Origin of the sequence: Flagellimonas taeanensis (assembly GCF_003584105.1) — a bacterium.
GTDB lineage: Bacteria > Bacteroidota > Bacteroidia > Flavobacteriales > Flavobacteriaceae > Flagellimonas > Flagellimonas taeanensis.
The window spans coordinates 24,664-51,508 of sequence record NZ_QXFO01000025.1; the positions used below are offsets into that span (position 1 = coordinate 24,664).

Genomic DNA, 26,845 nt, shown 5'->3' on the forward strand with positions numbered 1-26,845 from the left:
TTTTTATTCCAATAAATCAGGTCTTCTTTTCTTTGTTCGTTCCAGGGCCTGTTCCTCCCGCCATTTTTCAATTTTGGGCAGGTTTCCGCTCAATAGTATCTTGGGCACTTCCAGTCCTTTGTACTCGGCAGGCCGCGTATAGACGGGAGGTGCCAACAGATTGTCCTGAAAGGTATCCGTAAGGGCGGAGGTCTCATCGTTCAAAACTCCCGGTAAAAGCCGGATCACCGCATCGCAGACAATGGCAGCGGCCAGCTCGCCCCCGGAAAGCACATAATCACCTATGGAGATCTCGCGGGTTACGAGCATGTCACGCACCCTTTGGTCAACACCTTTGTAGTGGCCACACAATATAATGAGATTTCCCTTTAGCGATAGCTCATTGGCCATACTTTGGTTCAGGGTTTTTCCGTCGGGGGTCATGTAGATGACCTCATCATAGTCGCGCTCGGCCTTTAGTCCTGAAATACATTTGTCAATGGGTTCCACCATCATCACCATACCTGCACCGCCGCCAAACTGGTAATCGTCCACCTGTTTGTAATTGTTGGTGGCGTAGTCCCTCAGGTTGTGAAGGTGGATCTCCACCAATCCTTTCTCAATGGCCCGTTTCAAAATGGAAGCTTCAAAGGGGCTTGTCAGAAGTTCGGGCAGTACTGTTATGATGTCTATCCGCATGGATAAGGTCTGTTATGGATTTTTGGCCAAAAGTAGTGAAAGCTGCTATAAACTTATGGATGGTCGCAAAAGAAAAGGCTTCCTTTTGGGAAGCCTTCGGTTCATTTTTTCTGTTTGTTCAGCTCGTCCTGTAGTTGTCTACTTATTTTTTGCTCGCGCTCCAGCGCCTTTCTTCTGTGGTTTTCGTACTCTTCTTCCAGATCGGCCAATGCGGATTTGGCCTGTTGGGTCAAAAAGTTGCTGTTCCTGAATCGGTAGATGAAGAACAAAAGCAGCAACAATAGGCCAAAGATGATGGACCAGAGGATAAAATTATAGGTTCCCTTCCCGATCAGGATACCAAAGAAAGAAATACTGTCCTTTTCTTCTGTAATGGTATTCAACTTTTCGGTGGTGTCCCGTAATTTGGTATTAAGGCTCTCTATTTCGGCCTCATTGGAGGTTATGGTGGCGGAAAGATCCTTTATGGTTTTACTGGAGGTGTTGATGGAATCAAAAATATTGTTCTTAACCTTATAAAGGTCCGACAGCTTGATGACTTCATATTGGATGCCATTGGCCCGGTAATTCCCTGATTTTCGTTCCAGTTCCTCGAATTGTCCCTTAAGGGAGCTATCTTCTTCGGTAGAGGCTTGTTCCTCTTCTTGGGCCTGTGTTGAAAAAAGTGGAATCAGTAAGGCTAGAATCAATAAAATTCGTAAATGCTTCATGGTCAATGTGTTCTCGTATTAAATTTAGATTAAGGGTAAGACGAAATTACACCAATAAACCAAAAATCAAAAGAAAAACCTGCTTACCGGTGATATCTATCCCTATTGTACAATTGTTAATAATACGTATAACGCCTTACTTTGGCAATATATTTTGCAAGTCGTATCACTTGGTGCGAATAACCATATTCATTGTCATACCAAACATAAAGTACCACACTTTTTCCATCTGCGGAAACTATGGTTGCCTTGCTGTCATAGATGGATGGGGCAGAGGTTCCCACAATATCGGAAGAGACCAGCTCGTTGCTCAAGGAATATTTGATCTGTTCCACCAAATCACCTTCAAGGGCATATTTTTTCAGGATGGTATTGATGCTTTCCGCAGTGGTCTTGTTCTTGACCTCCAAGTGGAGAATGGCCAGCGAGCCATTGGGCACGGGAACCCTTATGGCATTTGAGGTCAATTTTCCCTTCAATGAGGGCAATGCCTTTGCCACGGCGGAGCCGGCCCCGGTTTCCGTGATTACCATATTGAGTGCAGCGGCACGCCCTCTGCGGTATTTGCTGTGCATGTTGTCCACCAAGTTCTGGTCGTTAGTGTAGGCATGAATGGTTTCCAAATGTCCTTTCCGTATGCCCAGGGAGTCTTCCATTACCTTTAATATTGGGGTAATGGCATTGGTGGTGCAGGAGGCCGCGGAGTAAATCTTGGTCTTCTCCGGATCAAAATTTTTGTGGTTCACACCATGGACGATATTTGGCACTTCCTTGCCCGGTGCGGTGAGGAGTACCCTACTGGCCCCTTTGGATTCCAAATGTCTGGAAAGGGCTTCCTTATCACGGAAAGCCCCTGTATTGTCTATGATGAGGGCATTATAGATTCCGTATGCCGTGTAGTCAATATCTTCAGGTTTATTGGCACGGATAAACTTCACAGTGGTCCCGTTGATGACCAATGCTTGATTTTGGGCGTCCACATCCACAGTGCCCATGAACTGGCCGTGCACCGAATCGGTTTTCAGCAGAGCGGCCCTCTTTTCAAGGTTTTCAGCAGTCAGTTCGTCCCGCACCACAACGGCTCTGAGTCTGAGCTGGCTTCCCCGGCCTGTCTTAGCCATGAGTTCCCGGGCCACGAGCCTCCCGATCCTGCCAAAACCATACAATACCACATCCTTGGGTTTGATTTCTTTGGTATGTTGGGCATCTTTTAATTTTTCGACCACAAAAGCCTTGACATTCAAGTGGTTGTTGTCGTCCGAATGATATTCATAGGTCAATTTTCCAATGTCCAGCTTCGCAGGGGGCAGGTTGATGTCGTTGATGGCCCTCAAAATCTCCACGGAATCAAAAATGGAGATGGGTTTCTGGACAAATTCCCCCGCATATTCGTGCAGGTTGATGATATCACTGACATTCTTGTCGATGATCTGGTTTTTGAACAGGACCACTTCTATCGCCTTGTCATACCAAAGATCGCTGATGATCTTGATGAACTCGGTGGTCGCTTTTCTTCTATCTGCCTGAAAGGCAAGCTCCTTTTCGTAAGATTTGATGTTGTTCATGGGATAGGTAGCAGTTCTGTAGTTGAAAAATTTTGGGCTAAAATAAATATTTCAAACGTTTTCGTAAAAGAATTTGAAAAATAAAAAGCACTCTGAAAAGAGTGCTTTTTAAGTGCTTTGTTGGCACTTTTATCAAAGGATCATACGTACTTTTTCACCTTCTTCGGTGACCATGGTAAAGCTGGTCCTGCCGTATCTCGAGATCTTTCCAAAAAGTTCTTCGGCATCATCGATATTGTTGATTTCCTCCCCATCTAGCTCAATGATGACCTTATCCTTTAATTGGTATTGGCTGAATGCTTCGGGAACGGCGATTATTTTTACCCCTTTGGAAACCCCAAATTTCTTTTTGTCCTCTTTGGAAAGGTTTTTTACCAAAAAATTGGTCACAGGAAGTGTGACGGATTGTTGCTCCTTCAGCGTCACATTTTTGACAAAACTTTTTCCATCACGGTCCACGGTTACCTTCACGATGTCGCCCGGTCTTTTGGAAGAAAGATATCCGTTGAGTTCGGAGAACTTATGGATAGTAATGTTGTCCACCTGTTTGATGATGTCGCCCTCCAACAGCCCGGCATCATCCGCTCCGGATTCTTCCTCTACGCTATGGATATACACGCCTTCCAATTGGTCAAGGCCTTGTTCAATTGCAGCTGGAGAGTTTATGTTTGCCGCAGAAATACCCAAAAGACCTTTTTGGACGTTGCCGAACTCCATGATGTCTTCCACTACTTTTTTGGCAATGTTACTGGGCACGGCAAAGGCATATCCCACGTAGGAACCGGTCTGCGAAGTGATGGCGGTATTGATACCGATCAGGTCGCCGTTGGTGTTCACAAGGGCTCCGCCACTGTTACCGGGATTGACGGCAGCATCGGTCTGGATAAAGGATTGTGACTTCAAGGGTGACAATGACCTGGCCTTGGCACTGACGATCCCTGCCGTTACGGTAGAGGTCAGGTTGAACGGATTCCCTACGGCGAGTACCCATTCCCCGATCTTGGCATTGTCCGAATCCCCGAAAGCCAAATAGGGTAATGCCTCTTCGGCATCCACTTTCAGCAAGGCTATATCGGAATCGGCATCGGTACCGACGAGCTCAGCCTTGTAGGTCCTGTTGTTGTTCAGGGTCACTTCCAATTGGCTGGAGTTGGCAATCACGTGGTTGTTGGTCACGATGTATCCGTCCGGGGTGATGATCACTCCTGACCCAGTTCCCACTTGTGGGGTCTGTTGGCGTTCAAATCCATAGAAAAAGTCGGAAAGGCTACTGGGGCCTTTGCTCATGGTAAGGTTTTTCACGTGTACCACCGCATTGACCGTTTTTTCGGCGGCTAGGGTAAAATCCACTTCATTGATACCGGCCCCTTTGGCGGAGACAGGCACGTTACTGGTGGCCACAAACGGCATTTCCTGCTCTGAGGTCACCCATTTATAATTGTCCTTTTCAAAGAACAACTTGTACGCACCTAGTGTGATGGCACCTGCAAAAAGTGATACGACGAATAAATTGGCTATTCTCTTCATAACTCAATACGTATTTAACATTTAGCATTAACAAATTTAAAAGAATTGCATTTTTGGCTTGGTCTGTTTAACTCTGTTTTAACTGCAAAAATATCCTTAAATAATACCCTATATTTGTTCCTTTGTAAGTAATGATGAAACTGCAGTTTTTTAAATATCAAGGAACGGGAAACGATTTTGTCGTGATGGACAATCGTCAGCATATTTTCCCCAAAAACGATACCAGTTTGGTGGCACACCTGTGCGATAGACGTTTTGGCATTGGGGCAGATGGCCTTCTACTTCTCGAAAATGACAACATGTCGGATTTTAGGATGGTCTATTTCAACGCCGATGGGGCGGAGGGCAGCATGTGTGGCAATGGCGGCAGATGTTTGGTGGCCTTCGCCAACCACTTGGGCGTAGTTGGGGAAGAAGCGGTCTTCAATGCCGTGGATGGCCTGCACCATGCCCATGTGGATGGAAATATCGTCAACCTGAAGATGGTGGATGTCGACGAGATCCATGAAAAGGGCAATTACAGTTTCCTGAACACGGGATCTCCCCACCATGTGCAATTGGTAAAAGATCTGGAGCATTTTGATGTATATAAGGAAGGAAAAAAACTTCGCTACGGATTGTATGGACAATCGGGCAGCAACATCAATTTTGTGGAGCAGTTGGATGATGACACCTTCCGCGTGCGGACCTATGAAAGGGGAGTGGAAGATGAGACCCTTTCCTGTGGTACCGGGGTCACCGCTGTGGCCTTGGCCATGCATAGATTAGGAAAAACTACGGCAAAGAATGTCAATATCAAGACGCGAGGTGGGGATTTGACCATCGGTTTTGAAGAGCAGGGCGGGAAATATAGCAATGTATTCCTCAAAGGACCAGCCGATCAAGTGTTTAAAGGAGAAGTGGAATGCTCAATTTAAAAGGGAAACAAGTTCAACTCAGGGCGTTGGAGTCCTCGGATCTGGATTTTCTGTACGAACTGGAAAATGATACGGCCATTTGGGAAATCAGTGGAACGTTGAAGCCCTATTCCAAAAAAGTGCTCCAGTTGTACCTGGAGAATGCCCATCGGGACATCTACGAAGTAAAACAGCTTCGCCTCTGTATTTGCAAGGCAGACCAGGAATGCGTCGGTTTGATCGATCTGTTCGATTTTGACCCCAAGCACCAAAGAGCGGGCATTGGCATTGTGATCACCAACCCAGATGATCGGAACAAAGGACTGGGTGCCGAAGCACTGTCCCTACTGTGTGATTATGCTTTTTCCACTTTGGACCTCCATCAATTGTACGCCAATATTTTGGAGGACAACGAAGCCAGTATCCATCTTTTTGAGAAAATGGGCTTTGTGCCGATCGGAGTAAAAAAAGAGTGGATAAGGACCAGTTCAGGGTTCAAGAATGAAATCATGTTTCAAAAGATAAATTCAAATGTATCTTAAAAAAATCTTGTGGGCAGTTGCCATTTTGGGGCTTCTGATCTGTGGTTTTGTTGCTTACCAGATCTACAGCGCCATTTTTAGCCCAAACACCCAGTTCAACAATCAGGAAGCCTATGTGTATATTCCTTCCGAAGCAATTTTCACCGATGTAAGGACCTCGTTGGAACCTTTGTTGAAGGACCTTTCCAGTTTTGAGGCCGTTGCCCGTCGAAAGGGATACATTACCAATGTGAAGCCTGGAAAATATGCCCTGAAAAAGGGGATGAACAACAACGAGATCATCAACACCCTTCGCAGTGCCAATATTCCTGTGAGGGTTTCTTTCAATAATCAGGAGTCCTTACCGGCGTTGGCGGGAAGGATATCGGAACAGATTGAAGCGGACAGTCTTTCGCTCCTTCAAGCGTTCAATGACCCTGCTTTTTTGAAGGCGTCCCATTTTGATGAGGACAGCAAGCTTGGGATGTACCTGCCCAATACCTATGAATTCTTTTGGAATACCAGTGCGGAAGGTTTTCGGGAACGGATGTGGACGGAATACGATAGGTTTTGGAACGAAGAGCGCAGAAAAAAGGCGCAAAACTTGGGGCTGACCCCGAATCAGGTCACCTCTTTGGCCGCTATAGTGCAAAAAGAAACCGCAAAAGTGGATGAACGTAGACGTGTGGCGGGGGTTTACATCAACCGTGTTAAAAAAGGAATGTTCCTACAGGCCGATCCTACGGTCATCTATGCCATCAAAAAGGAAACGGGCAATTACGACACCATCATCAAGCGGGTGCTCTATCGGGATTTGGAAATGGATTCGCCCTACAATACCTATAAGTATGCAGGCATTCCACCAGGGCCTATCACCATGCCGGACATCTCGTCCATAGACGCTGTTTTGAACCCTGAAAAGCACGATTATCTCTATTTTGTGGCGGACGTTTCCAACTTCGGGTACCATATTTTTGCCAAAACCTTGGCGCAGCACAACCGAAATAAGGTGCAGTACACCCGATGGCTAAATGAGCAAAAAGTGCTCAGATAGCGTTCTTCATCGTTGATATTCATCGATTTAACGGATTTTAGGCTTCATTTAAGAAAATCTTAGGAGCTTTACGGTACCCGTTAAGTGAACTCCCCCTATATTTGCCGGCCAAATTGATTTTTGATACGTATATAGTATCGAGATCACAAATATGAACATTATGAAAAGATGGATAGGTTTCGTTCTACATCTTGCCATGATCGTAGTTTTGACAAGTTTTGGTTCCTATACCCTGATGAAAAAAGTGGACTATAAGGTTCCCGATTCATTGAAGGTAGAGACAGGTCTAGAACAATTTGCACCGCTGGATTCCATTTCGTCCGTGGGTGAAACAGGGGTTGTACCTCCCTTTTTGGGGAAGGCCTACAACGGTTTCAAGGAGGCGCTTGCCTTCAAAGAGTCCCAGGGCAGATATCACGTAGTAAATTCATTGGGTTATTTGGGTAAGTACCAGTTTGGGGGCAGTACCCTCAACCTTATGGGTATTTATGACATGGATGCCTTTTTGGACGACCCCATACTGCAAGAAAAGGCGTTTGAGGCCAATATTGCGCGTAACAAATGGATTTTGCGCAAGGATATCAAACGATTCAATGGAAAGAAAATAGCCGGTGTGGAAGTGACAGAATCAGGGATTTTGGCCGCGGCACATTTGGCCGGGGCAGGAAACGTCAAGAAATACCTACGTTCCTATGGACAGGAAGATGTGACGGACGCTTATGGAAGTAGTATCTCGTACTACATGAAAAAATTTGCGGGATATGATATTTCCAACATTGAGCAGAAAAAAAATGCCAAGGTGTAAGAAAGACCAAGGAAAACAATAAAAGACCCGGACCTGCTCCGGGTTTTTTTATGCCTGAATGATATAGATGGTAGGCCTTTTGTCGAGGTCCAGTTCAATTTCGCCCCACTCGTGCACACTTTTGGTCTGGATGAACTCCGTGGGCAGCGTAATGTCACTTGCAATGCAAAGACGGGTGGTTTTTTGGAGGATCCGTAGGAGCTCCTTCAATAGTTTGTTGTTTCGATAAGGGGTCTCCATGAAAATCTGTGACTGCCCTTTTTCACGGGACAGTTTTTCCAAGTTTTTCACCATGGTCTTGCGTTCGGCATTGTCTATGGGCAAATACCCGTTGAAGGCGAAATTCTGACCGTTCATGCCGCTGGACATCATGGCCATCAAAATGGAGGATGGCCCCACTAGCGGGACCACTTGTATCCTTTTTTGATGGGCGACCCTGACCACATCGGCACCGGGGTCGGCTATGCCCGGACAACCAGCTTCCGACAAAAGACCAATGTCGTGGCCGTGTATGCATGGATCTAAGTAGGAAGGGATTTCTTCCGGGTTGGTGTATTTGTTCAAGGTTTGGATAAAGAGACTGGGCTGAGGTTTACTGGGGCTCACTCTTTTGATGAAACGTCGGGCCGTCTTCTCGTTTTCCACGATATAGTGGTCAATGCGTTCAATGGTACCCTTAATGGAGATGGGCATCACTTCCAAGGGTGCGTTGTCTCCGAGTGTTGTGGGAATCAAATAGACTTTGCCCACGACCAAACCAGGTTTGTTCTCTTCCATGGGGTCAATTTAACTTTTTGGCGATAGCCTCGCAAGCCTTATCGATCATTTGATACACATCCTCAAACCCATCAGTCCCACCATAATAGGGATCGGGAACTTCGGAAATGCCCAGGGAGACCTCTTCCAGCAACAGTTTTACCTTTTGGGCCTCTTCAGTTGTGGAGGCCAAACTGGCCACATTGGAAAAATTGCTTCGGTCCATGACATAGATGAGGTCAAACTCCGCAAAATCGTCTTTGGAAAATTGTCTGCACCTTTGGTGGCCGATGTCTAAGCCATGTTTCCAAGCCACGGCAATAGATCTTCGGTCAGGCGGATTTCCCACATGGTATCCCGCTGTTCCAGCAGAATCCACAAAGACATTTTCCGGGTCCACTTTGGATGCCAATATGCCTTCGGCCAAAGGTGATCTGCAAATGTTGCCCAAGCAGACCATCAAGACTTTGGTTTTCATAAAAAGGGAATTGGTTCCTAGCTGAACTTTTTGTTCAGGTCGTCGATGTACTTTCGGAACTGTTTGTCGGTTTCGGCCAGGTTGTCCACAGTTTTGCAGGCATGGAGTACTGTGGCGTGGTCCCTTTTTCCGATTTGGGAGCCAATACTGGCCAATGACGCCTTCGTGAATTTCTTGGCAAAGAACATGGCCAGTTGCCGAGCTTGTACGATATGTCGTTTCCGGGTCTTGGACTGCAGGGTGGCCACATCCATTTCGAAGTAATCGGAGACCACTTTCTGGATATAATCAATGGAAACCTCACGCTTCGTGTTCTTCACAAACTTTTCCACCACTTGTTGGGCCAGTTCCAGAGTGACCTCCCGCTTGTTGAAGGAAGATTGGGCAATCAAGGAGATGATGGCACCTTCCAGTTCGCGGATATTGGTCTTGATGTTACGGGCCACATGATCTATGATGTCATCGGGCATTTCCACACCATCCCTGTACAGCTTGTTCTTTAAGATGGAAACCCTGGTTTCGTAATCCGGGCTTTGGAGCTCGGCGGACAGTCCCCATTTGAATCGGGACAATAACCGTTGCTCAATGTCCTGCATGTCCACGGGCGCTTTGTCCGAGGTCAGGATCACTTGCTTACCGTTTTGGTGCAAGTGGTTGAATATGTGAAAGAACACGTCCTGGGTTCCAGATTTGCCCGAAAGGAACTGTACGTCATCAATGATGAGCACATCGATCAACTGGTAAAAATGGATGAAATCGTTCCGGGTGTTCTTCTTTACAGATTCAATATATTGTTGGGTGAACTTCTCCGCGGAGATATACAGCACCGTCTTTTCTGGATATTTGTCCTTGATCTCCACACCAATGGCGTGGGCCAAGTGCGTCTTTCCCAATCCGACCCCTCCAAAGACGAGCAATGGATTGAAGGAAGTGCCTCCCGGCTTGTTGGCCACCGCCATACCTGCCGACCGTGCCAAACGGTTGGAATCCCCTTCCAGGAAATTGTCGAAATTATAGTTGGGATTGAGTTGGGACTCTATCTTGATGTTCCGGATGCCGGGTATGACAAACGGGTTCTTGAGTTCGGGACTTTTGGAGGTGATCGGTACGTCCAATTCTTGGGGTGCGACCGCAGTACGGTTGGAACTCGGAATCTGCTCAGTGAAGGGCTCCTTGTTTCCGTACTTGTTCTCCATTTTTATAATGTAAATGAGCTTGGCACTGCTTCCCAGTTCGCGGGTCAGGGCCACCTTCAAAAGCTTCACATAATGCTCTTCCAACCACTCGTAAAAAAACTTGCTGGGAACTTGAATGCTGAGTGCCTTGTCTGTTAATTTGATAGGCTTGATGGGCTCGAACCAAGTCTTGAATGCCTGCGGTTGGATGTTATCCTGGATAAAAGCCAAACAGTTGTTCCATACGGAATTAGCAGTGACACTCATAGAAGTTTTTCCTTGTTTTTGTTGGTTAGCTATAACACTTTTGATGCAGCATCTATGGGTATCTTAGACGCTTTTGGATGCGACAAATATGTGAACAATTCTTTTAAAAAAAAAATCAATTTGTCATTGAATGTTCTGTTTTTTTTTCGCATGTTGCTTGCAACTTAACCAAGACTTTAAATATATAATTTTTAAGTTAAACTATGCAGTTAAATTCACATTCTTTTCGTGTCCGTTATGCAGAAACCGACCAAATGGGCGTGGTCTACCATGGTAATTATGCACAATACTTGGAGATGGGGAGAGTGGAGTGGCTCAGGGCCTTGGGCATCACCTATAAAAGTATGGAAGACAGCGGGGTGATGCTGCCCGTAATATCCTTGCACATCGATTATAAAAAATCTGCGCTATACGACGACCTGCTCACTGTGGAGACCCGCCTGAAGAGTCGGCCGATGGTCAAGATAGCGTTTGAGTACAAGGTCGTCAATGAAGCAGGGGAGTTGTTGGCCACTGGCCATACCGTTCTGGCCTTTATGGACAAGAATACGGGCAAGCCCATCAAATGCCCCGATTATATCCTTGAAAAACTGGAGGATTGATTTATTAATAGACCGTAGACAAGGAACAAGGGACAAGTTCAAGACCAAGTTCAAAATAGATTCGAGTCAATTCGTATCATTCGTGTCAAATGAAGATGTGGGAGTCAGGAACCAAGAAACCAATTTCAACTCCCGATAGCTGACTTCAAAAATCAAGTTTCAATACCCCCGTTATTAGTGTACAGATTTCAATATCCTTCAACCTTAAACCCGAAACCAAAAGGTCTTTATTCTTATGTCTTAAAGCGAAGCGGTCTTGGTTCCATTAAATAATAGACACATCCACCCCCTGCATTTCATCGAAAAGTTGGAGCACCTGTTCTGTTTCACTTAATCGGACCGATAGGATCAATTCACAATCCATATCCATTTTTTGGGAAACCATGTCGAGATTCTTTTGCTTGATGGCCCGCATCACCTTGTCCATTTCCGGGTAGCCGAAACGGAGTAGGAGCTGGTCCTGTATGACCCGTTCTACAATTTCTGTACTCTCAAGGGCCATTTGCGCCGCGGTTTTGTAGGCCTGTATCAATCCGCCTACCCCTAATTTGGTGCCACCGAATATTCGGGTAACTGTAACCAGAATGTTGGTCACATCAAAGGACTGTATCTGCCCATAAATGGGCATGCCTGCCGAATTGTTGGGTTCTCCATCATCATTGGCGCGGTAGGAACGTTGTTTTTCGCCCAACTGCCATGCGTAGCAGACATGGTTGGCCGTGTGGTATTTCTTGCGAAGCTCTTCCACGATTGGTTTCACCTCATCTTCGGAAGTAATGGGGAATGCCGAGGCAAAGAACTTGCTCTTCTTGTCCTTGTATAGAATTTCAGGGGAAGGTGCTCCAATGGTTTTGTAGACATCATCTTTCTCCATCAGAACAAAGCTACCAATATTATGCTCAGAATGGCCAAAACGACCCCTCCCCAGTTTTTTGCACCCAACCTTTCCTTGAACAGAAGGATGCCGAGAATGGTGGAAAGCATAACGATGGCCACATTGTTCAGGGTGAAGACCGCGGCACTGTTGAGCATGTCCGAGCGAAGGGCCCGTATCAAAAAGAAGACGGAAAAGTAATTGGGCACCCCAAGCGCAATACCGCCAAGGATGTTTCTGAAGTTGACCCTCAATGGTGTCTTGAAGGACTTGATGCCGATGAAAATCAATCCGGTCAATGCGGCACAGCCGAACACCATGGAAGAAAAAATGGGAATCTCTTGGTCAGTCAGGTGTTTTTCCTCAAAATATTTGATGCTGGTGTCAATAATACCTGAACCCAAAAACACCAATAGCGGTAGCAAGAGGTCCTTTCGGTTGATGGTGATGCCCTTCTCCTTTTGGGAAGATAGGTAAACAGCCAACAGGGCGAGTACAATCCCAACGATTTGAAGGATGGACAGTTCTTCCTTATATACAACCACTCCAACCACAACGGGAATTACCAACGACATTTTTGTGGCCACGGAGGTCACGGAGACCCCGGACACCTGTGTGGACTTTGCCATCAAGTTGAAAATGGTGATAAACAGTACGCCAAGCGCAATGGGACCCCAATACCACGAAGTACTGGACAATTGTGCAATATCCATATCCCCCTCGTATAGAAACAGACCAACCAAGCACGCCACCACATAGTTGGTGATGATGGCATGCAGGGTCTGGACTTTATAGACACCGAATAGCTTGAAGGCGACGAAGATCAGGGTGGAGCTGAGAACGCTAAGGGCCAGGTCTATCATTTATAGGTGTGATTTTAGTTGGGTGATGTCTTCTTGGCCCACTTGCAGGTTCCACACATGGATGCCCAAAAGCGCAGCGGCATCCGTATTTTCCTTCACATCGTCCACAAAAAAGGTCTCCGGGGCGGTCAGATTGTTTTCTTCCAGCACAAATTCAAAGATTTCGGCATCGGGTTTCCGCATGCCCATTTCGTAGGACAGATAAAACACCTCGAATGCATTTTTGAACCTATTGAACCGCTCCATGCCCATTTGCTCCCTCACGCATTCCATGTGCAAATCGTTGGTATTGCTCAATAGGAACAGGCGATATTCATTTTCTTGGGCAAGGTTTTCCAAAAACTCCAACCGGTGTTCCGGAAAATCCAATAAAATGGCGTTCCAGGCATGGGTCAGGTGCTCCATGTCAGCATTGGGGAAAAGGCCTGAAACTTCGCTGAGAAAGCTAGAGGAATTTATCAATCCTTTTTCATAGTCCTTGAACAAGGTGTCCAAGGTAGGAGTGATGCCTTGAAACCCATATTTCATCATGGCCATTGCCGTTGCCGGTTTATCTAGGTTGATGAGCACATCGCCAAAATCGAAGATGATGTTTTTGATCATTTGGTGTAGATGGATAGAATGTCGGACAAGATCGTTTCTCTATGCTGAAGCACGGCATTTAATTTTGGGGCAGCAATCCCATTGCCAAAACGAATGGCTCCCGTGAATATCCGGGCTTCGTCCCAAAGTCCCTCATCGATAAAAGTTTGAAGGGTTTTTGCGCCTCCCTCCACAATAACGCTGCTGATGGACTGTTTATGGAGCACTTCGCAAATCTGTTGGGCCATAGGCTTGTTGAAATCCAATACTTCATATGCAATTCCTTGTATAAATTTTGAAGAATCCGTTTGTTGGGTAAGCACAATGGTCTTCACGGACCCGTCCAGCACATGGAAGTCGGGGTCTATTCTCAGGTTTTTGTCCAAAACGATCCGGATCGGGTTTTTGCCCGCCCAATCCCGGGTGTTCAATTTCGGGTTGTCCTCCAAAACGGTGTTGGTCCCGACCAAAATGGCCTGTTCCTCGCTCCGCCATTGGTGCACCAACTGTCTGGAATAGGGATTTGTGATCCAATAGGGTTCAGGCTTGTCCTTCCTTTTGGTGTCGTCGGGGGCCATAAAACCATCTTGGGTCTCGGCCCATTTTAGGATGATGTATGGTCTTTTCTTTTCCTGATACGTCAGAAATCGTTTGTGATGCTCCCTACATTCCTTTTCCAAGATGCCGACGGTTACCTTGCAACCTGCTTCTTCCAGTTTTTGGATGCCCTTTCCGGCCACCTTGTCATGGGGATCCTTCAGCCCAATGAATACTTCTGGAATGTGGTGCTTTATGATCAAATCGGCACAAGGAGGTGTTTTTCCATAATGCGAACAGGGTTCCAAAGTCACATAGAGCGAAGCTTGTGAAAGTACACTTTTGTCCTCCACGGAGTTGATGGCATTGACCTCTGCATGTGGACCACCATAAGGACTGGTAAAGCCTTCCCCGATGATTTTTCCATCATGCACGATCACGCATCCCACCATGGGGTTGGGGGCAGTGGTTCCTAGGCCCTTTTTGCCCAGTTCCATGCAACGGAGGATATATTTTTGGTGTATATTCACCCAGCAAAAATAGCATATTAAACGGCATTATGGGAAATGCAAAAATTCGGGAAATTAGCCCCGAAGATAACGAACAAGTGGCCAAGGTAATACGCAAGGTCTTGGAGGATATGGGGGTCCCAAAAGTGGGCACAGCCTATGCGGACAAGGCGCTGGACGACATGTATGCCGAATATGATGTGCCGAGGGCAACCTATTTTGTGGTGGAGCACGATGGAAAGATCATCGGCTGCGCGGGCATTGCCCCATTGCAGAACTATGCGGGCAACGTTTGCGAGCTCCAAAAGATGTATTTTTTGGAAGAGGCCAGGGGCAAGGGCATCGGTTCGGAAATGATGCAGGTATGTTTGCAAAGGGCCAAGGATTTTGGGTTTGATGAATGCTATCTGGAAACCATGCCCTATATGGCGGCGGCCCAAAAACTGTACAAGAAAAATGGCTTCGAATATATTGATGCGCCTTTGGGGAACACGGGGCATTATTCCTGTCCCGTTTGGATGCTTAAAAAGTTGTAATGCTGCTCAAGGAGATCAAGAACATTTTTCATAAAGAACTGGGGAAGACCTACCCCAAGGAAGAAATCGACTCTTTTTTTTATCGGTGTATTGAACACTACCTGAGACTGGAAAGGTTTGTTTTGGCCATTCAGCCTGAACTTACTTTGACCAAAGAAGAGGAGCAGCCGTTGTTTGAGGCATTGTCACAATTGAAGCAGGAACGGCCCCTTCAATATATTTTGGGAACGGCCCATTTTATGGACCTGGAACTTCAAGTGAATGAAGCCGTACTGATCCCAAGACCTGAAACCGAGGAGTTGGTGCAGTGGATTTTGGAAGATTGTCAAACAAAAAAGAAGGATTTGGACGCTGAGCGGAGTCGAAGCGTCATTTCGACAACGCCCAATGATTGTTCTTTGCAAATTTTGGATATCGGCACCGGAAGTGGTTGTATCGCCATTGCGCTGGCCAAACATCTGCCCCAAGCAAAAGTATATGCCATCGATGTTTCGGAAAAGGCACTCGAAGTGGCCCGTGAAAATGCAAGGTTGAACCAAGTGGACATCACCTTCCTGAAAAATGACATTCTTGCCCCTGAACTTGCTCTTGAACTTGAACTGGATTTTGACATTATCGTGTCCAATCCTCCTTATGTCAGGGAGTTGGAAAAGGAAGAAATCAAGAACAATGTCAAAGACCATGAACCATCTTTGGCGCTTTTTGTGTCCGATGGGGACCCACTTGTTTTTTATAGGGCCATTGCCCAGTTTTGTGGAAGCCATTTGAAAGAAAAGGGAAGTCTCTATCTGGAAATCAACCAATATCTGGGTGAGGAAACAAAGGCGCTTTTGAAAGCCCATAATTTTTCGGAAATTGAACTGCGAAAGGACATCTTCGGCAATGATCGAATGCTAAAAGCAATTGTTCCCAAAGGCCTGCCTGCCGAAGGTAGGGGACTTTAGGGGTGTTTTTAAATCGGATAATAAGACAGATGAGCATAGAACAAAAAATAGAATCCCTCAGAAAGGAACTCAACGAGCACAATTACAAATACTATGTGCTGGACCAACCCTCCATCTCCGATTATGAATTTGACATGAAGCTCAAAGAGCTTCAACAACTGGAAACGGAGCATCCTGAATTTTACGATCCCGCTTCACCCACGATTCGGGTTGGGGGTATGGTCACCAAGAACTTTGAGACCGTGGCGCACGAGCATCGGATGTATTCCTTGGACAATTCGTATTCCAAAGAGGACCTTGAGGATTGGGAAAAGCGTATCCAGCGCATTCTGGGTGATGTGGAGGTTGAGTTTACCTGTGAGCTGAAGTATGATGGAGCCTCGATCAGCCTGACTTATGAAGAAGGCAAACTGATAAGGGCGGTCACACGGGGCGATGGTTTCCAGGGAGATGATGTGACCACCAATATCAAGACGATACGATCGGTCCCCTTGCAATTGAAAGGAGATTATCCCCCTAAATTTGATATCCGAGGAGAGATCATTCTAACCTTGGAGGGGTTTGCCAAAATGAACCAGGAACGCATAGAGGCAGGGGAGGATCCATACATGAACCCACGGAATACGGCTTCTGGCAGTCTGAAGTTACAGGACAGTGCCCTTGTGGCCCAACGCCCTTTGGAATGCTTGCTCTACAGTGTTGCGGGGAGCAACTTGGGCATCTCCTCCCAATTTGAAATGTTGGAAAAGGCCAGATCATGGGGTTTCAAGGTCCCGACGGTGGCCAAACTTTGCAAATCCACAAAGGAAGTAATGCAATTTGCGGATTATTGGGATTCGCATAGGCACAGTATGCCTTTTGAGACCGATGGTGTGGTTGTGAAGGTGAACAGTATACAGCAGCAAGAAGAGCTGGGGTATACCGCCAAGTCGCCCCGATGGGCCATGGCCTATAAGTTTCAGGCGGAACAGGCCTCCACAGTGCTCAATGAGATCACCTATCAAGTGGGTAGGACCGGTGCCATAACACCCGTGGCGAACCTTCAGCCCGTTCTGTTGGCGGGAACCACGGTAAAGCGCGCTTCCTTGCACAATGCCGATCAGATCGCCAAACTGGATGTTCGGGTAGGAGATACCGTTTTTGTGGAAAAAGGGGGCGAGATCATCCCTAAGATCATTGCGGTGGATTTCAGCAAGCGATCTGCTGATTCCAAACCGACCGAATATATTACGCATTGTCCTGAATGTGCTACCGAATTGATCAGAAAAGAAGGGGAGGCCCAACATTTTTGTCCGAATGACACAGGGTGTCCAACCCAGATCACGGGGCGCATCCAGCATTTTATTTCCCGAAAGGCCATGGATATAGAGGGTATGGGGAGCGAAACGGTGGAACTGCTCTTCAAGCAAGGGTTGATTGCCAACTACGCAGACCTGTACACCTTGACGAAGGAACAGGTGGTACCCTTGGAACGTATGGCGGATAAATCCGCAGAAAATTTGGTGAACGGGGTGGCTGCTTCCAAGGCCATACCTTTTGAACGGGTACTTTTTGCCCTAGGTATTCGATATGTGGGGGAAACCGTGGCCAAAAAACTGGCCAAGGCCTATAAAAATATCGATGCCTTGATGGCTGCATCCCAAGAAGAATTGGTGGCCGTCGATGAAATTGGGGAGCGAATTGCGGAAAGTGTGGTCAACTTTTTCTCCGAACCTGCCAATTTGGTGATCATTGACCGCTTGAAATCCTACGGATTGCAATTCTCCTTATCGGAAGAACAACTGGAGAACCAAACGGACAAGTTGAAAGGACAGATCTTTGTGGTGTCAGGGGTTTTTGAGACCGTCAGTAGGGACGAATTGAAAAAGATGATCGAGGACAATGGGGGTAAAGTAGCCTCTTCCATATCTTCCAAAACCAGTTTTGTGGTAGCAGGGGACAATATGGGGCCAAGCAAAAAGACCAAGGCAGAAAGTCTGGGGGTACCCATCATATCCGAACAGGAATTTTTACAAAAGCTGCAAGCATGACACCCAAAACCTACGAAGCTTTTCAGGAAAGCCTGGATTTGACCACTCCGCCCAAGGATTGGCCAGATTCCTTGCGGGCTCTCTGGTTTGCTGCCAAGGAGGATTGGGTGGCCTCGCACGACATTGCACAGGATATCCACACATCCATGGGCAGTTGGATACACGCTTATCTACATCGATGGGAAGGTGACAAGTGGAATGCGGGATATTGGTACCGACAGGCCGGACGGCCTTTTCCAGAGTATGGCCTGGAAGAAGAACTCAAGGTTTTGGTTGAGGCCCATTTTTAAGAAGTTCAAGCGTGAAGTTTCAGGTTCAAGTTCAATTGTTTCTTTGGGAAAATGGAAGGAGTATGTGTTTGAGGTCAGAAGTGTCACGTTGAGCGCAGTCGAAACGTCGGGAGTATTTCGTGCCATTTATGAAATTAGTGTCAAAAAGACCAAAGACCATAGACGATAGAAAATAGACTTTTGTTGTTCTGCTACTGCCAACTGCTTCCTGCACACTGTAATTTGTGATTTGGTGCTTGGTTATTGGTTCTTTTGCTCTTGAATTTGAACTTTGACCTGAAACCTGAAACCTGAAACCTGAAACCTGGAACCTGGAACTTCCCATAGTACATTAAACCACAATACTCACTCCTTCGGCAGAGGCATTTTTATCGGTGTCAAAATAGAAATCGATGCGTCCCAAATTGATGCCATAACAGCCCACTTGGTTCACTAAAACGTTATTCCCTTTTTGGTTGGTCCGCACATCCGGTTTTTCAAGAAAGGTATGGGTGTGTCCACCAATGATCAGATCGGTATAATGGGTGCGTTGGGCCAATTGGGTGTCCATAGGCCTTTCAGGATTGTCATAGTCGTATCCCAAATGTGAAAGACAGATGACCAGATCGCAGTTTTCCTCCTCCTTTAATTTTTGTTCCATATCCAAAGCGATCTCATATGGATTCAGATATACGGTTTCTTTGTACAACTTTTTGGTCACTAGGCCATCCAGTGCAATGCCAAGTCCGTATACCCCGATTTTGACCCCGTCTACGAGGTAGGTCTTGTAGGGCTTCACATACCCGTTCATTACCGTATTGGTGAAATCGTAGTTGGCGCAGATGAGTTCAAAGGAGGCATGGGGCATCTGGGCCAATAGCCCGTCGATTCCATTGTCAAAATCATGGTTGCCGATGGCCGATGCGTCATACTTTAATTTGCTCATCAACTTGAACTCCAGTTCACCGCCATAAAAATTGAAATAAGGGGTTCCTTGGAAAATGTCCCCGGCATCAAAGAGCAGGGTGTTCGGATTCTCGTTTCGTATCCGCTCCACCAAAGTGGCCCTTTTGGCAATTCCGCCCAAATTGGCAAACTCGGAATGCGAAGCAGGAAATGGGTCTATGTGGCTGTGCACATCGTTGGTGTGCAAAATGGTGATATGCTTTTGGCCCAAATGGGAACAAGAGTTCATGCCCAATCCTCCAAGACCTATGAGGGTAGAGGCTGCGGCGGTGTTGGTTAAAAAATCCCTTCTTTTCATTGGTCCAGTTGTATAAAACGATCATCCACCACGGCCTTCAAGGTGTCCACTTTCCTAAAATGGTCAATGATGGCATTGCGCAATAGATAATCGGTATCGGTTACAGAAATCATTTCGTTGAAAAAGCCGATGCTAGGCCCACCTTGTACCAGATAATCGGAAGTGGCGACATAGTAGTTGCGGGTCTCGTCAAATGGTCTTCCCTGGATATCCACAGATTCCAGGCCACTGCTCTTGTCCACCACGATCTGAATTCCAGAAATGGGATGTTTTCGGGTGGCTTTGGTCAAAAAATCGATAAGCTTTCTCACGGCGGAACCATTGAGTTCCACCACTACAATGTAATTCTCAAAGGGCATCACCTCATAGGCATTCCGGGCGCTTACATTCCCCGCAGAAATGATAGAGCGTACACCCCCGTAATTGAGCACCACAAAATCAAGTTCTTTTCCTGTCCTGCCTTTAAATATAGGAGCCGTTTCCTCAAAAACAATGTCCGCCATCAGATTTCCCATGGAGGTGTTCCGTTTGCCATCGTCCAGCAAAAATGGTTTTGGGGCATAGGCCAGTGTGCTGTCCAGCACTTCGTTTATCCGGTTTCTGTATGGGGAGATAAATTCGGAAATGGAATCATTCTCTTTAATGGATGCATCAATGGGAATCTGTTTTCCTTGAATTTCGGAGAGCTCACCAGTGGTATTTTTACAGGAGAATAAAAAACAAAAAGTTACAATTGCAACAATTTGTTTAAATTTTAAATCAATCACGTGTGTATCTTTGTTAAGTCGTCTTGGTAGATTATTTACCTTTGTAAAAATGCACAAAAATATGTTCATAAGGGGACTCCAAGACAAATTTAAGGTTAAATCTGGGCTCAGATATTTGAAGGAGGAAATGGAAAAGCCTTCGTTGCCCATAGACCGGGAAAAGGGAATTACCAGTGTTGGCTGCATAGTGGATGTGGACAATTTCCAGAAGGCCGAGCTCTTTTATGAATTGATCGAGGAATTTTCGCTGCGCCCCAACGCCATAAAGATAGTTGGGTACAAAAGGGAATACGATAAAAATTCACCATATTCCATCCAAATGTTTTCGGATAAGGATTTGGGATGGAAGGGCCAGATAGAGAATGGATATGTGCTGGAGTTTTTGGGTAGGGAGTATGACATGCTCATCAATTATTATGAAGAGGACAACCTGATGATGAAACTGTTGTCCGTGAAGACCCAGGCACGTTTGAAGGTCGGGTTGGGACCCCAGGACCAGAAAATCAATGATCTGATTTTGAACACGCCCTTGAAGGACTTTAAATTGTTCAAGACGGAGCTGAAAAAATATTTAAAGGTTTTAAACGAAATATAGATGGAACAATTGATCGGAACAGGAGTCGCTTTGGTCACCCCGTTCAGGGAAGATTTATCCGTGGATGCCAATGCGCTGCAACAGATTGTGGAGCACAACATCCAAGGGGGTGTTGATTATCTGGTGGTGTTGGGCACTACTGGCGAATCTGCCACGCTTTCCAAGGCCGACAAGCAATTGGTCATGGATGTGGTGGTGCGCACCAATGCCGGAAGATTACCTTTGGTATTGGGTGTAGGCGGAAACCATACAGAAGCTCTTGTAGAGGAATTGAATACGTTGGATTTGACAGAATTCGACGCCATTCTTTCCGTTTCCCCTTACTACAACAAGCCCACTCAAGAGGGCATCTATCAGCATTTCAAGGCCATTGCCGGAGCTTCCCCTAAGCCAGTGATCCTGTACAACGTACCCTCAAGGACCGGAAGTAATATGTTGCCCGAGACCACATTGCGCCTCGCAAACGATTTTTCCAACATCATTGGCATCAAGGAAGCCTGTGGCGATATGGTGCAGATCGATAAGATCATTGCAGGTAAACCCAAGGATTTCTTGGTCATCTCCGGAGATGATTTCACGGCACTTCCGACCGTTTTGGCGGGTGGGGCAGGAGTGATATCGGTCTTGGGACAAGGATTGCCTTCCCAATTCTCCAAAATGATGAATTTGGGCATTCAGGGGAATGCCACGGAAGCTTATCGGATTCACCACAAACTTTTGCCATTGATGTCACTTATCTTTGAGGAGGGAAATCCCGCTGGAATCAAAAGCATATTGGAAAACTTGGGCCTTTCCAATGCGGTGGTCAAGTTGCCACTGGTGGAGGCAAGTCCCTCATTGAAGGGCAAGATCCAAACATTTTTGAAGTCGATGGACGCGGCCCGTGTTTAAAATTCGTTAAATATTGTGCCTATTATTGGGGAGTGACCTCTATACCCTTATTTTTGAGCGGTAAAATCTTTTTTTAAATCCGTTCATTATCACTAATTTTGCAAAATGTTTTTGAAAATAAGGTCAATTCTTCTTCTTTGCTCTGCAATAGCTTTCCTAACATCCTGTAGCGAGTACCAAAAAGTACTCAAGAACACGGATGCCAAGGCCAAATATGATATGGCCGAAAAATTGTACAATGAAGGCGATTACAAGAGAGCGGTAAGGCTCTTCGAGCAGATAGCTCCGCAATATGTTGGCAAACCACAAGGAGAGCGGGTGATGTTTTTCTTTGCCGACTGTTATTTCAAAAATGAGGACTATTACTTGGCCGGCTATCAGTTTGAGCGTTTTGTGAAGTCTTATCCCAGGAGTGAAAAGATACAGGAGGCCAGCTTTTATGGGGCCAAGAGCTATTATGAGCTTTCTCCACGATATTCGCTGGATCAAACGGATACGGACAAGGCACTCTCCAAGTTGCAGATTTTCATCAACACATACCCAGAGTCGGAATTTTTTGAAGAGGCCAATGCGATGGCAGTGGAGCTGACCACCAAAAAGGAGAAAAAAGAGATTGAGATAGCCAAGCAGTTCAATAAATTGGGCAAGTTCAACTATCCCATTTTGATCTCAGCCATCACCGCACTTGACAATTTTATCTCGGACAATCCAGGTTCCATCTATAGGGAAGAAGCGCTCTACTATCGTATTGAGGCAACCACCAACTTGGCGATGAACAGTACCGAGGATAAAAAGAAAGAGCGTTTGGAAGATGCTCTTGGATCATACAACAATTTAATGCGCTATTTTCCGGAAACCAAGTTCAAGGACAAGGCAGATGACCTAGCCAAGGCCATCCAGAAGGAATTGAGCGTCTATACCGCTACCGTTTCAAAATAAAAAGTTTAAAGCTGCAACATTATGCAAGATTTGAAGAATACCAAAGCTCCAGTTTCCACAGCTACCCTCAACAGGAATGAGTTCGATTCCAAGACCGGGAACATTTACGAAGCCATTTCCATAGCTTCAAAGCGTGCTGTCCAGATCAACTCCGACATCAAAAAAGAGTTGTTGGAAAAACTGGAGGAGTTTGCCACCTACAGCGATAGTTTGGAGGAAGTTTTTGAGAACAAGGAGCAGATCGAGGTTTCCAAGTTCTACGAAAAACTGCCAAAACCCCATGCTTTGGCCGTTCAGGAGTGGTTGGAAGACAAAATCTATTACAGGAACACAGAGAAAGACGCCTAAGAAATGCTTGGCGGTAAGAACATCCTTTTGGGTATTTCCGGGGGAATTGCCGCATACAAGACCACATTTCTGGTTAGGTTACTCATCAAAGCTGGTGCCCAGGTCAAAATAGTGATGACCGAGAGTGCCAGCTCTTTTGTTTCCCCCCTCACCTTGTCCACTTTGTCCAAGAATCCCGTATTGTTGGATTTTGTCCATGAAGAGGAGGGGAGCATTTCTTGGAACAATCATGTGGAGTTGGGCCTTTGGGCGGATATCATGCTCATTGCCCCAGCGACGGCCAACACACTTTCCAAAATGGCCAACGGCACTTGCGACAATCTTCTTTTGGCCACCTACCTTTCCGCAAAATGCCCTGTGTATTTTGCACCCGCAATGGATTTGGACATGTACAAACATCCATCCACCAAAACCTCCATTGAAAAGTTGGAATCCTTTGGCAATGTCCTGATTCCTGCTGAGTCAGGGGAATTGGCAAGTGGATTGCACGGAGAGGGACGCATGGCAGAACCGGAAAACATCATCAGCTTTATCGAAGCAGATTTGGCAAAAGGATTGCCTTTGAGTGGCAAAAAGGTATTGATCACTGCTGGTCCGACCTATGAGGCCATAGACCCTGTTCGTTTTTTGGGCAACCACTCATCGGGTACCATGGGCTTTGAACTGGCCAAAAAGGCCGCAGACCTTGGTGCAAAGGTGATTTTGGTCTCCGGACCTACCTACTTGAACATTGATCATGGCTCTGTCGAATTGATCAGGGTCACATCGGCACGGGAAATGTACGATGCCTGCCACCAGCACTACCAGACGGTGGACGTAGCTATCTGTGCAGCAGCGGTAGCCGATTATCGACCCAAGCATGTGGCAACGGAGAAGATCAAGAAGAAGGATGGTGACATGCAGATCGAGCTGGAACGGAATCCAGACATCCTCCTGTCCCTAGGAGAACAAAAAACACATCAGTTTTTGGTAGGTTTCGCCTTGGAGACTGAAAATGAACTGGAGAACGCGAAGGGCAAGTTGAAACGCAAGAACCTGGACGGTATTGTCCTGAACTCACTTAAGGAAGATGGTGCGGGTTTTGGTGCAGGGACCAATAAAATTACTTTCATTGATAAGAATTTGGACATAAAAACGTTTGGATTGAAGACGAAGCCCGAAGTGGCCTCGGACATTTGGAAAGAAATCATCTCCAGGATCCATGCATAAGACACTGTTGTCCATTTTTTTACTTTTCATTTCTTTGTCGATCTCCGCTCAAGAGCTCAATTGCGTGGTCACAGTCAATTCCGATCAGGTGGGTCAGACCAACCAGCAGATTTTCAAGACCTTGGAGCGATCTCTGAACGATTTTGTCAATAAAAGCAAATGGACAAACAGAGTGTATCGGGAGAACGAACGGGTGAATGCACGCATGTTCATCACGGTGACCCAATACGAATCGGACCGTTTTGAGGCCAACATACAGATACAATCGTCAAGACCGGTGTTCAACACTTCCTACGAAAGTCCTGTGTTCAATTATAAGGACGATGCCTTTAACTTTCAGTATCAGGAGTTTCAGCCTTTGGTCTACAATCCCAATTCATTCGATTCCAACCTAGTGGCCGTGATTTCCTACTACGTTTATGTGGTTTTGGGATTGGATGCCGATACCTTTTCATTGGAAGGCGGAAATGATTTTTACCGAAGGGCACAGAATATCGTTACCCAGGCCCAGAGCTCCAATTATAGTGGGTGGAGCCAAGAAACAGGGCAGCGTACCCGGTTTGAATTGGTGGACAATCTACTCAGTAACTCTTTCAGGGAATACCGTATAGCCATGTACAACTACCACAGGAAGGGATTGGACATTTTGGCGGACAACAACAGCACCGGCAAGCAGATTGTCGCGGGAAGCCTTCGGCTTTTTGAGACCTTGGTGCAACGCAGACCCAATGCCTTTTTGATTCAGACCTTTTTTGATGCCAAGTCCGAGGAGATCCAGAACATCTTTTCCGATGGACCTACGGTGGATGTCGTCAAACTAAAAGAAACCCTGAACAAAGTGGCGCCATTCTATTCCAACACTTGGAATGAGATAAAATACTAGTGCAGTTCTATAAAGAGATTTATATTTACGGATAAAATCTTCAGAATTGCTGACAAATCTTTCCATCCAAAATTATGCGTTGATCGACGATGTGAACGTTGCGTTCCCCAAAGGCTTCACGACCATTACAGGGGAAACCGGGGCAGGAAAGTCCATCTTGTTGGGAGGCCTTTCCTTGGTGCTGGGCAAGCGTGCCGACCTCACTTCGCTCAAGAACGAGGAGCAAAAATGTGTCATTGAGGCTGAGTTTGATCTTTCAAAATACCAACTCCAACAGTTTTTCAAGGAAAATGACCTTGATTATGAAGATGTGACCATTCTCCGCAGGGAAATCCTGCCCAGTGGAAAATCCAGGGCCTTTGTGAATGATACCCCAGTCACTTTGGACGTGTTGAAGGCTTTGGGCGACCAATTGGTGGATGTGCATTCCCAGCACCAGACCATGAGGCTCACGGAGAATGACTTCCAGATGAAAGTGGTGGATGCCCTGGCCGGAAATGCTGATAACCTAAAGGAATATGGAGCGCACTTGCAACTGTTGAAGAAGGCCGCCAAAGAGCTGAAAGAACTGGAAACGTTCCAGTCCAATGCGGATAAGGAGCATGAATACAACAGTTTTTTGCTGAAGGAACTGGAAGATGCCAAGTTGAAAGAGGGCATGCAGGAGGAGTTGGAAACGGAGTATGAGCAATTGAGCAATGTGGAGCAGATCATGGAGCAGCTTTCCACGGGACATCAATTGCTGAACGATGAACAATTGGGTATTTTGGGCCGATTGGCCGATTTGAGACGTGCTTTTCAAGCCTTGACCGAGTTTGGCCCTGCTTACAAATCGCTTGGCGAACGAATTGAATCCGTTTTGATAGAAACCGACGACATTGCCTCGGAAATAGAACAGCTGAAAGATACCGTAGAAGCCGATCCGGCACGATTGGAAGTCGTGAACGGTCAGTTGCAGCTACTGTACGACCTTCAGAAAAAACATCATGTGGCCACAGTTGCGGAGTTGATCGCTATACGTGATGAGTTGGCACAAAAAGTGGAAGCCGTTGCCAATATCGAATCAAAAATAGCGGATAAGAGAGGTGAAGTGGACCGAATCACCCAACAAGTGGAAGCATGGGCCCAAAACATACACAAAGCCAGAAAGGGCATCGTTCCCAAACTGAAGCAGGTACTTCAGGAAAATCTAGCTTCCTTGGGAATGCCATCAGCTACTTTTAAGATCGAGATAAACCCTTCTAACATCTTCAAATTCAATGGAAAAGATGATCTCGAATTCTTGTTTTCAGCCAATAAAGGTTCCAGTTACGGAGAGCTGAAGAAAGTGGCATCGGGTGGGGAACTTTCCCGCATTATGCTGACCATTAAATCCATTCTGGCCACCTACGAGCACTTGCCCACCTTGATGTTCGATGAGATCGATACTGGGGTTTCCGGGGAAATCTCCAACCGAATGGGCGAGATCATGCAGCAAATGAGCCAGAACATGCAGGTGTTTTCCATTACCCATTTGCCCCAAGTGGCCTCCAAGGGACAGTACCAGTTCAAGGTGTATAAGGAAGAGAGCGAACAGGGGACAAGTACCCACATAAAGCAGTTGAGCGTGGAAGAACGGGTGAGGGAACTTGCGGAAATGTTGGGCGGCAAGAGCATATCCGAGTCCGCATTGGCCCACGCAAGGGAACTGTTGCAATAGTTATGGGTTATGGGTTCAGAGTTATGAGTCGTTTCGCTCCATTCTTTTTTCTATTCTCTAACAGCGCAGCGG

The 26,845-nt window shown here is 46.3% G+C and carries 29 protein-coding genes; 16 read left to right on the forward strand and 13 right to left on the reverse strand.

Features of this window, described 5'->3' with window-relative positions:
• Positions 1-3: 3 nt before the first annotated feature.
• The 4 genes from trmD to D2V93_RS13595 form a co-directional block, all read right to left on the reverse strand.
• Positions 4-678, reverse strand: coding sequence for a tRNA (guanosine(37)-N1)-methyltransferase TrmD (gene trmD, locus D2V93_RS13580; RefSeq protein WP_119619772.1), 675 nt, complete (start codon positions 676-678; stop codon positions 4-6).
• 101 nt (positions 679-779) lie between these two features.
• Positions 780-1,388, reverse strand: coding sequence for a tRNA (guanine-N1)-methyltransferase (locus D2V93_RS13585; protein WP_072882572.1), 609 nt, complete (start codon positions 1,386-1,388; stop codon positions 780-782).
• 116 nt (positions 1,389-1,504) lie between these two features.
• A complete protein-coding gene (locus D2V93_RS13590) occupies positions 1,505-2,953 on the reverse strand; it encodes a glyceraldehyde-3-phosphate dehydrogenase (protein WP_119619773.1) in 1,449 nt (482 codons plus the stop codon).
• A 132-nt stretch (positions 2,954-3,085) separates the two neighbouring features.
• Positions 3,086-4,480, reverse strand: a complete 1,395-nt coding sequence (locus D2V93_RS13595; RefSeq protein WP_119619774.1) for a S1C family serine protease — start codon at positions 4,478-4,480, stop codon at positions 3,086-3,088.
• Between the two features lie 134 nt (positions 4,481-4,614).
• On the opposite strand from D2V93_RS13595, the gene dapF reads away from it, so the two are divergent.
• From dapF to D2V93_RS13615, 4 genes are all read left to right on the forward strand, one after another.
• Entirely contained in the window at positions 4,615-5,397 is a 783-nt protein-coding gene (dapF, locus tag D2V93_RS13600) for a diaminopimelate epimerase (protein ID WP_119619775.1), read from the forward strand.
• The gene (locus D2V93_RS13605) at positions 5,385-5,918 is read left to right on the forward strand and encodes a GNAT family N-acetyltransferase (RefSeq protein WP_119619776.1); all 534 of its coding nucleotides are present in this window, start codon (positions 5,385-5,387) and stop codon (positions 5,916-5,918) included. The genes dapF and D2V93_RS13605 overlap by 13 nt, the downstream gene beginning before the upstream one ends.
• The gene (gene mltG / locus D2V93_RS13610) at positions 5,908-6,951 is read left to right on the forward strand and encodes an endolytic transglycosylase MltG (RefSeq protein ID WP_119619777.1); all 1,044 of its coding nucleotides are present in this window, start codon (positions 5,908-5,910) and stop codon (positions 6,949-6,951) included. Before D2V93_RS13605 ends, mltG begins: the two co-directional genes overlap by 11 nt.
• A 160-nt stretch (positions 6,952-7,111) precedes the next feature.
• Complete coding sequence (locus D2V93_RS13615; protein WP_119619832.1) at positions 7,112-7,756, forward strand: lysozyme family protein; 645 nt, start codon at positions 7,112-7,114, stop codon at positions 7,754-7,756.
• Positions 7,757-7,804: 48 nt separating this feature from the next.
• Here the strand turns inward: D2V93_RS13615 and D2V93_RS13620 are convergent, their stop codons facing one another.
• From D2V93_RS13620 to dnaA, 3 genes are read right to left on the reverse strand one after another with little or no spacing between them, the layout of a single operon-like run.
• Positions 7,805-8,533, reverse strand: a complete 729-nt coding sequence (locus D2V93_RS13620; RefSeq protein ID WP_072882581.1) for an SAM-dependent methyltransferase — start codon at positions 8,531-8,533, stop codon at positions 7,805-7,807.
• Between the two features lie 4 nt (positions 8,534-8,537).
• Positions 8,538-8,990, reverse strand: a complete 453-nt coding sequence (locus D2V93_RS13625; RefSeq protein WP_119619778.1) for a low molecular weight protein-tyrosine-phosphatase — start codon at positions 8,988-8,990, stop codon at positions 8,538-8,540.
• Between the two features lie 17 nt (positions 8,991-9,007).
• The gene (gene dnaA, locus D2V93_RS13630; protein WP_072882584.1) at positions 9,008-10,432 is read right to left on the reverse strand and encodes a chromosomal replication initiator protein DnaA; all 1,425 of its coding nucleotides are present in this window, start codon (positions 10,430-10,432) and stop codon (positions 9,008-9,010) included.
• A gap of 203 nt (positions 10,433-10,635) precedes the next feature.
• Between dnaA and D2V93_RS13635 the strand changes: the two genes are divergently transcribed.
• Positions 10,636-11,034 carry an acyl-CoA thioesterase gene (locus tag D2V93_RS13635; protein WP_072882586.1) on the forward strand — a complete coding sequence of 133 codons (399 nt, stop codon included), beginning with the start codon at positions 10,636-10,638 and terminating at the stop codon, positions 11,032-11,034.
• Between the two features lie 265 nt (positions 11,035-11,299).
• On the opposite strand, the gene D2V93_RS13640 is transcribed toward D2V93_RS13635, so the two are convergent.
• The 4 genes from D2V93_RS13640 to ribD are packed head-to-tail and all read right to left on the reverse strand — an operon-like array spanning position 11,300 to position 14,387.
• On the reverse strand, positions 11,300-11,908 hold the full coding sequence (locus D2V93_RS13640; RefSeq protein ID WP_072882588.1) for an IMPACT family protein: 609 nt from the start codon (positions 11,906-11,908) through the stop codon (positions 11,300-11,302).
• Positions 11,908-12,771: an EamA family transporter gene (locus tag D2V93_RS13645; protein ID WP_119619779.1), complete on the reverse strand. Its 864-nt coding sequence runs from the start codon at positions 12,769-12,771 to the stop codon at positions 11,908-11,910. Before D2V93_RS13645 ends, D2V93_RS13640 begins: the two co-directional genes overlap by 1 nt.
• Entirely contained in the window at positions 12,772-13,374 is a 603-nt protein-coding gene (locus D2V93_RS13650) for an HAD family hydrolase (RefSeq protein ID WP_119619780.1), read from the reverse strand. It abuts the gene before it with no gap.
• Positions 13,371-14,387 (reverse strand): bifunctional diaminohydroxyphosphoribosylaminopyrimidine deaminase/5-amino-6-(5-phosphoribosylamino)uracil reductase RibD, encoded by a 1,017-nt coding sequence (gene ribD / locus D2V93_RS13655; RefSeq protein WP_245978236.1) that lies wholly within the window; start codon positions 14,385-14,387, stop codon positions 13,371-13,373. Before ribD ends, D2V93_RS13650 begins: the two co-directional genes overlap by 4 nt.
• A gap of 62 nt (positions 14,388-14,449) precedes the next feature.
• On the opposite strand from ribD, the gene D2V93_RS13660 reads away from it, so the two are divergent.
• Genes D2V93_RS13660 through D2V93_RS13675 form a run of 4 tightly spaced genes read left to right on the forward strand, consistent with a single transcriptional unit; the run spans position 14,450 to position 18,199 of the window.
• Positions 14,450-14,935 carry a GNAT family N-acetyltransferase gene (locus D2V93_RS13660; protein WP_119619782.1) on the forward strand — a complete coding sequence of 162 codons (486 nt, stop codon included), beginning with the start codon at positions 14,450-14,452 and terminating at the stop codon, positions 14,933-14,935.
• Complete coding sequence (prmC, locus tag D2V93_RS13665) at positions 14,935-15,879, forward strand: peptide chain release factor N(5)-glutamine methyltransferase (protein WP_119619783.1); 945 nt, start codon at positions 14,935-14,937, stop codon at positions 15,877-15,879. The genes D2V93_RS13660 and prmC overlap by 1 nt, the downstream gene beginning before the upstream one ends.
• A gap of 29 nt (positions 15,880-15,908) precedes the next feature.
• Entirely contained in the window at positions 15,909-17,909 is a 2,001-nt protein-coding gene (gene ligA, locus D2V93_RS13670) for an NAD-dependent DNA ligase LigA (RefSeq protein WP_119619784.1), read from the forward strand.
• Entirely contained in the window at positions 17,906-18,199 is a 294-nt protein-coding gene (locus D2V93_RS13675) for a hypothetical protein (RefSeq protein ID WP_119619785.1), read from the forward strand. The genes ligA and D2V93_RS13675 overlap by 4 nt, the downstream gene beginning before the upstream one ends.
• Before the next feature lie 331 nt (positions 18,200-18,530).
• Here the strand turns inward: D2V93_RS13675 and D2V93_RS13680 are convergent, their stop codons facing one another.
• On the reverse strand, positions 18,531-19,442 hold the full coding sequence (locus tag D2V93_RS13680; protein WP_119619786.1) for a metallophosphatase: 912 nt from the start codon (positions 19,440-19,442) through the stop codon (positions 18,531-18,533).
• Positions 19,439-20,209: a 5'-nucleotidase C-terminal domain-containing protein gene (locus tag D2V93_RS13685; protein ID WP_245978238.1), complete on the reverse strand. Its 771-nt coding sequence runs from the start codon at positions 20,207-20,209 to the stop codon at positions 19,439-19,441. Before D2V93_RS13685 ends, D2V93_RS13680 begins: the two co-directional genes overlap by 4 nt.
• 61 nt (positions 20,210-20,270) lie before the next feature.
• Here D2V93_RS13685 and D2V93_RS13690 point away from each other — a divergent pair, with 61 nt between their 5' ends.
• The 7 genes from D2V93_RS13690 (at position 20,271) to recN (ending at position 26,773) form a co-directional block, all read left to right on the forward strand.
• A complete protein-coding gene (locus tag D2V93_RS13690; protein ID WP_072882605.1) occupies positions 20,271-20,804 on the forward strand; it encodes a DUF6913 domain-containing protein in 534 nt (177 codons plus the stop codon).
• Positions 20,805-21,695, forward strand: coding sequence for a 4-hydroxy-tetrahydrodipicolinate synthase (gene dapA, locus D2V93_RS13695; protein WP_119619788.1), 891 nt, complete (start codon positions 20,805-20,807; stop codon positions 21,693-21,695). It begins immediately after the preceding gene.
• Positions 21,696-21,800: 105 nt separating this feature from the next.
• On the forward strand, positions 21,801-22,634 hold the full coding sequence (locus D2V93_RS13700) for an outer membrane protein assembly factor BamD (protein ID WP_119619789.1): 834 nt from the start codon (positions 21,801-21,803) through the stop codon (positions 22,632-22,634).
• 21 nt (positions 22,635-22,655) lie between these two features.
• A complete protein-coding gene (locus D2V93_RS13705; protein ID WP_072882610.1) occupies positions 22,656-22,982 on the forward strand; it encodes a DNA-directed RNA polymerase subunit omega in 327 nt (108 codons plus the stop codon).
• A gap of 3 nt (positions 22,983-22,985) precedes the next feature.
• Positions 22,986-24,191, forward strand: coding sequence for a bifunctional phosphopantothenoylcysteine decarboxylase/phosphopantothenate--cysteine ligase CoaBC (gene coaBC / locus D2V93_RS13710; protein WP_119619790.1), 1,206 nt, complete (start codon positions 22,986-22,988; stop codon positions 24,189-24,191).
• On the forward strand, positions 24,184-25,074 hold the full coding sequence (porD, locus tag D2V93_RS13715) for a type IX secretion system protein PorD (protein WP_072882614.1): 891 nt from the start codon (positions 24,184-24,186) through the stop codon (positions 25,072-25,074). The genes coaBC and porD overlap by 8 nt, the downstream gene beginning before the upstream one ends.
• A 46-nt stretch (positions 25,075-25,120) precedes the next feature.
• Complete coding sequence (gene recN / locus D2V93_RS13720) at positions 25,121-26,773, forward strand: DNA repair protein RecN (protein WP_119619791.1); 1,653 nt, start codon at positions 25,121-25,123, stop codon at positions 26,771-26,773.
• Positions 26,774-26,845: the final 72 nt, after the last annotated feature.

Coding starts and splice junctions, on each gene's coding strand:
- trmD (WP_119619772.1), bottom strand. CDS start 678: ATGCGGATAGACATCATAACAGTACTGCCCGAACTTCTGACAAGCCCC.
- D2V93_RS13585 (WP_072882572.1), bottom strand. CDS start 1,388: ATGAAGCATTTACGAATTTTATTGATTCTAGCCTTACTGATTCCACTT.
- D2V93_RS13590 (WP_119619773.1), bottom strand. CDS start 2,953: ATGAACAACATCAAATCTTACGAAAAGGAGCTTGCCTTTCAGGCAGAT.
- D2V93_RS13595 (WP_119619774.1), bottom strand. CDS start 4,480: ATGAAGAGAATAGCCAATTTATTCGTCGTATCACTTTTTGCAGGTGCC.
- dapF (WP_119619775.1), top strand. CDS start 4,615: ATGAAACTGCAGTTTTTTAAATATCAAGGAACGGGAAACGATTTTGTC.
- D2V93_RS13605 (WP_119619776.1), top strand. CDS start 5,385: ATGCTCAATTTAAAAGGGAAACAAGTTCAACTCAGGGCGTTGGAGTCC.
- mltG (WP_119619777.1), top strand. CDS start 5,908: ATGTATCTTAAAAAAATCTTGTGGGCAGTTGCCATTTTGGGGCTTCTG.
- D2V93_RS13615 (WP_119619832.1), top strand. CDS start 7,112: ATGAAAAGATGGATAGGTTTCGTTCTACATCTTGCCATGATCGTAGTT.
- D2V93_RS13620 (WP_072882581.1), bottom strand. CDS start 8,533: ATGGAAGAGAACAAACCTGGTTTGGTCGTGGGCAAAGTCTATTTGATT.
- D2V93_RS13625 (WP_119619778.1), bottom strand. CDS start 8,990: ATGAAAACCAAAGTCTTGATGGTCTGCTTGGGCAACATTTGCAGATCA.
- dnaA (WP_072882584.1), bottom strand. CDS start 10,432: ATGAGTGTCACTGCTAATTCCGTATGGAACAACTGTTTGGCTTTTATC.
- D2V93_RS13635 (WP_072882586.1), top strand. CDS start 10,636: ATGCAGTTAAATTCACATTCTTTTCGTGTCCGTTATGCAGAAACCGAC.
- D2V93_RS13640 (WP_072882588.1), bottom strand. CDS start 11,908: ATGGAGAAAGATGATGTCTACAAAACCATTGGAGCACCTTCCCCTGAA.
- D2V93_RS13645 (WP_119619779.1), bottom strand. CDS start 12,771: ATGATAGACCTGGCCCTTAGCGTTCTCAGCTCCACCCTGATCTTCGTC.
- D2V93_RS13650 (WP_119619780.1), bottom strand. CDS start 13,374: ATGATCAAAAACATCATCTTCGATTTTGGCGATGTGCTCATCAACCTA.
- ribD (WP_245978236.1), bottom strand. CDS start 14,387: ATGGAACTGGGCAAAAAGGGCCTAGGAACCACTGCCCCCAACCCCATG.
- D2V93_RS13660 (WP_119619782.1), top strand. CDS start 14,450: ATGGGAAATGCAAAAATTCGGGAAATTAGCCCCGAAGATAACGAACAA.
- prmC (WP_119619783.1), top strand. CDS start 14,935: ATGCTGCTCAAGGAGATCAAGAACATTTTTCATAAAGAACTGGGGAAG.
- ligA (WP_119619784.1), top strand. CDS start 15,909: ATGAGCATAGAACAAAAAATAGAATCCCTCAGAAAGGAACTCAACGAG.
- D2V93_RS13675 (WP_119619785.1), top strand. CDS start 17,906: ATGACACCCAAAACCTACGAAGCTTTTCAGGAAAGCCTGGATTTGACC.
- D2V93_RS13680 (WP_119619786.1), bottom strand. CDS start 19,442: ATGAAAAGAAGGGATTTTTTAACCAACACCGCCGCAGCCTCTACCCTC.
- D2V93_RS13690 (WP_072882605.1), top strand. CDS start 20,271: ATGTTCATAAGGGGACTCCAAGACAAATTTAAGGTTAAATCTGGGCTC.
- dapA (WP_119619788.1), top strand. CDS start 20,805: ATGGAACAATTGATCGGAACAGGAGTCGCTTTGGTCACCCCGTTCAGG.
- D2V93_RS13700 (WP_119619789.1), top strand. CDS start 21,801: ATGTTTTTGAAAATAAGGTCAATTCTTCTTCTTTGCTCTGCAATAGCT.
- D2V93_RS13705 (WP_072882610.1), top strand. CDS start 22,656: ATGCAAGATTTGAAGAATACCAAAGCTCCAGTTTCCACAGCTACCCTC.
- coaBC (WP_119619790.1), top strand. CDS start 22,986: ATGCTTGGCGGTAAGAACATCCTTTTGGGTATTTCCGGGGGAATTGCC.
- porD (WP_072882614.1), top strand. CDS start 24,184: ATGCATAAGACACTGTTGTCCATTTTTTTACTTTTCATTTCTTTGTCG.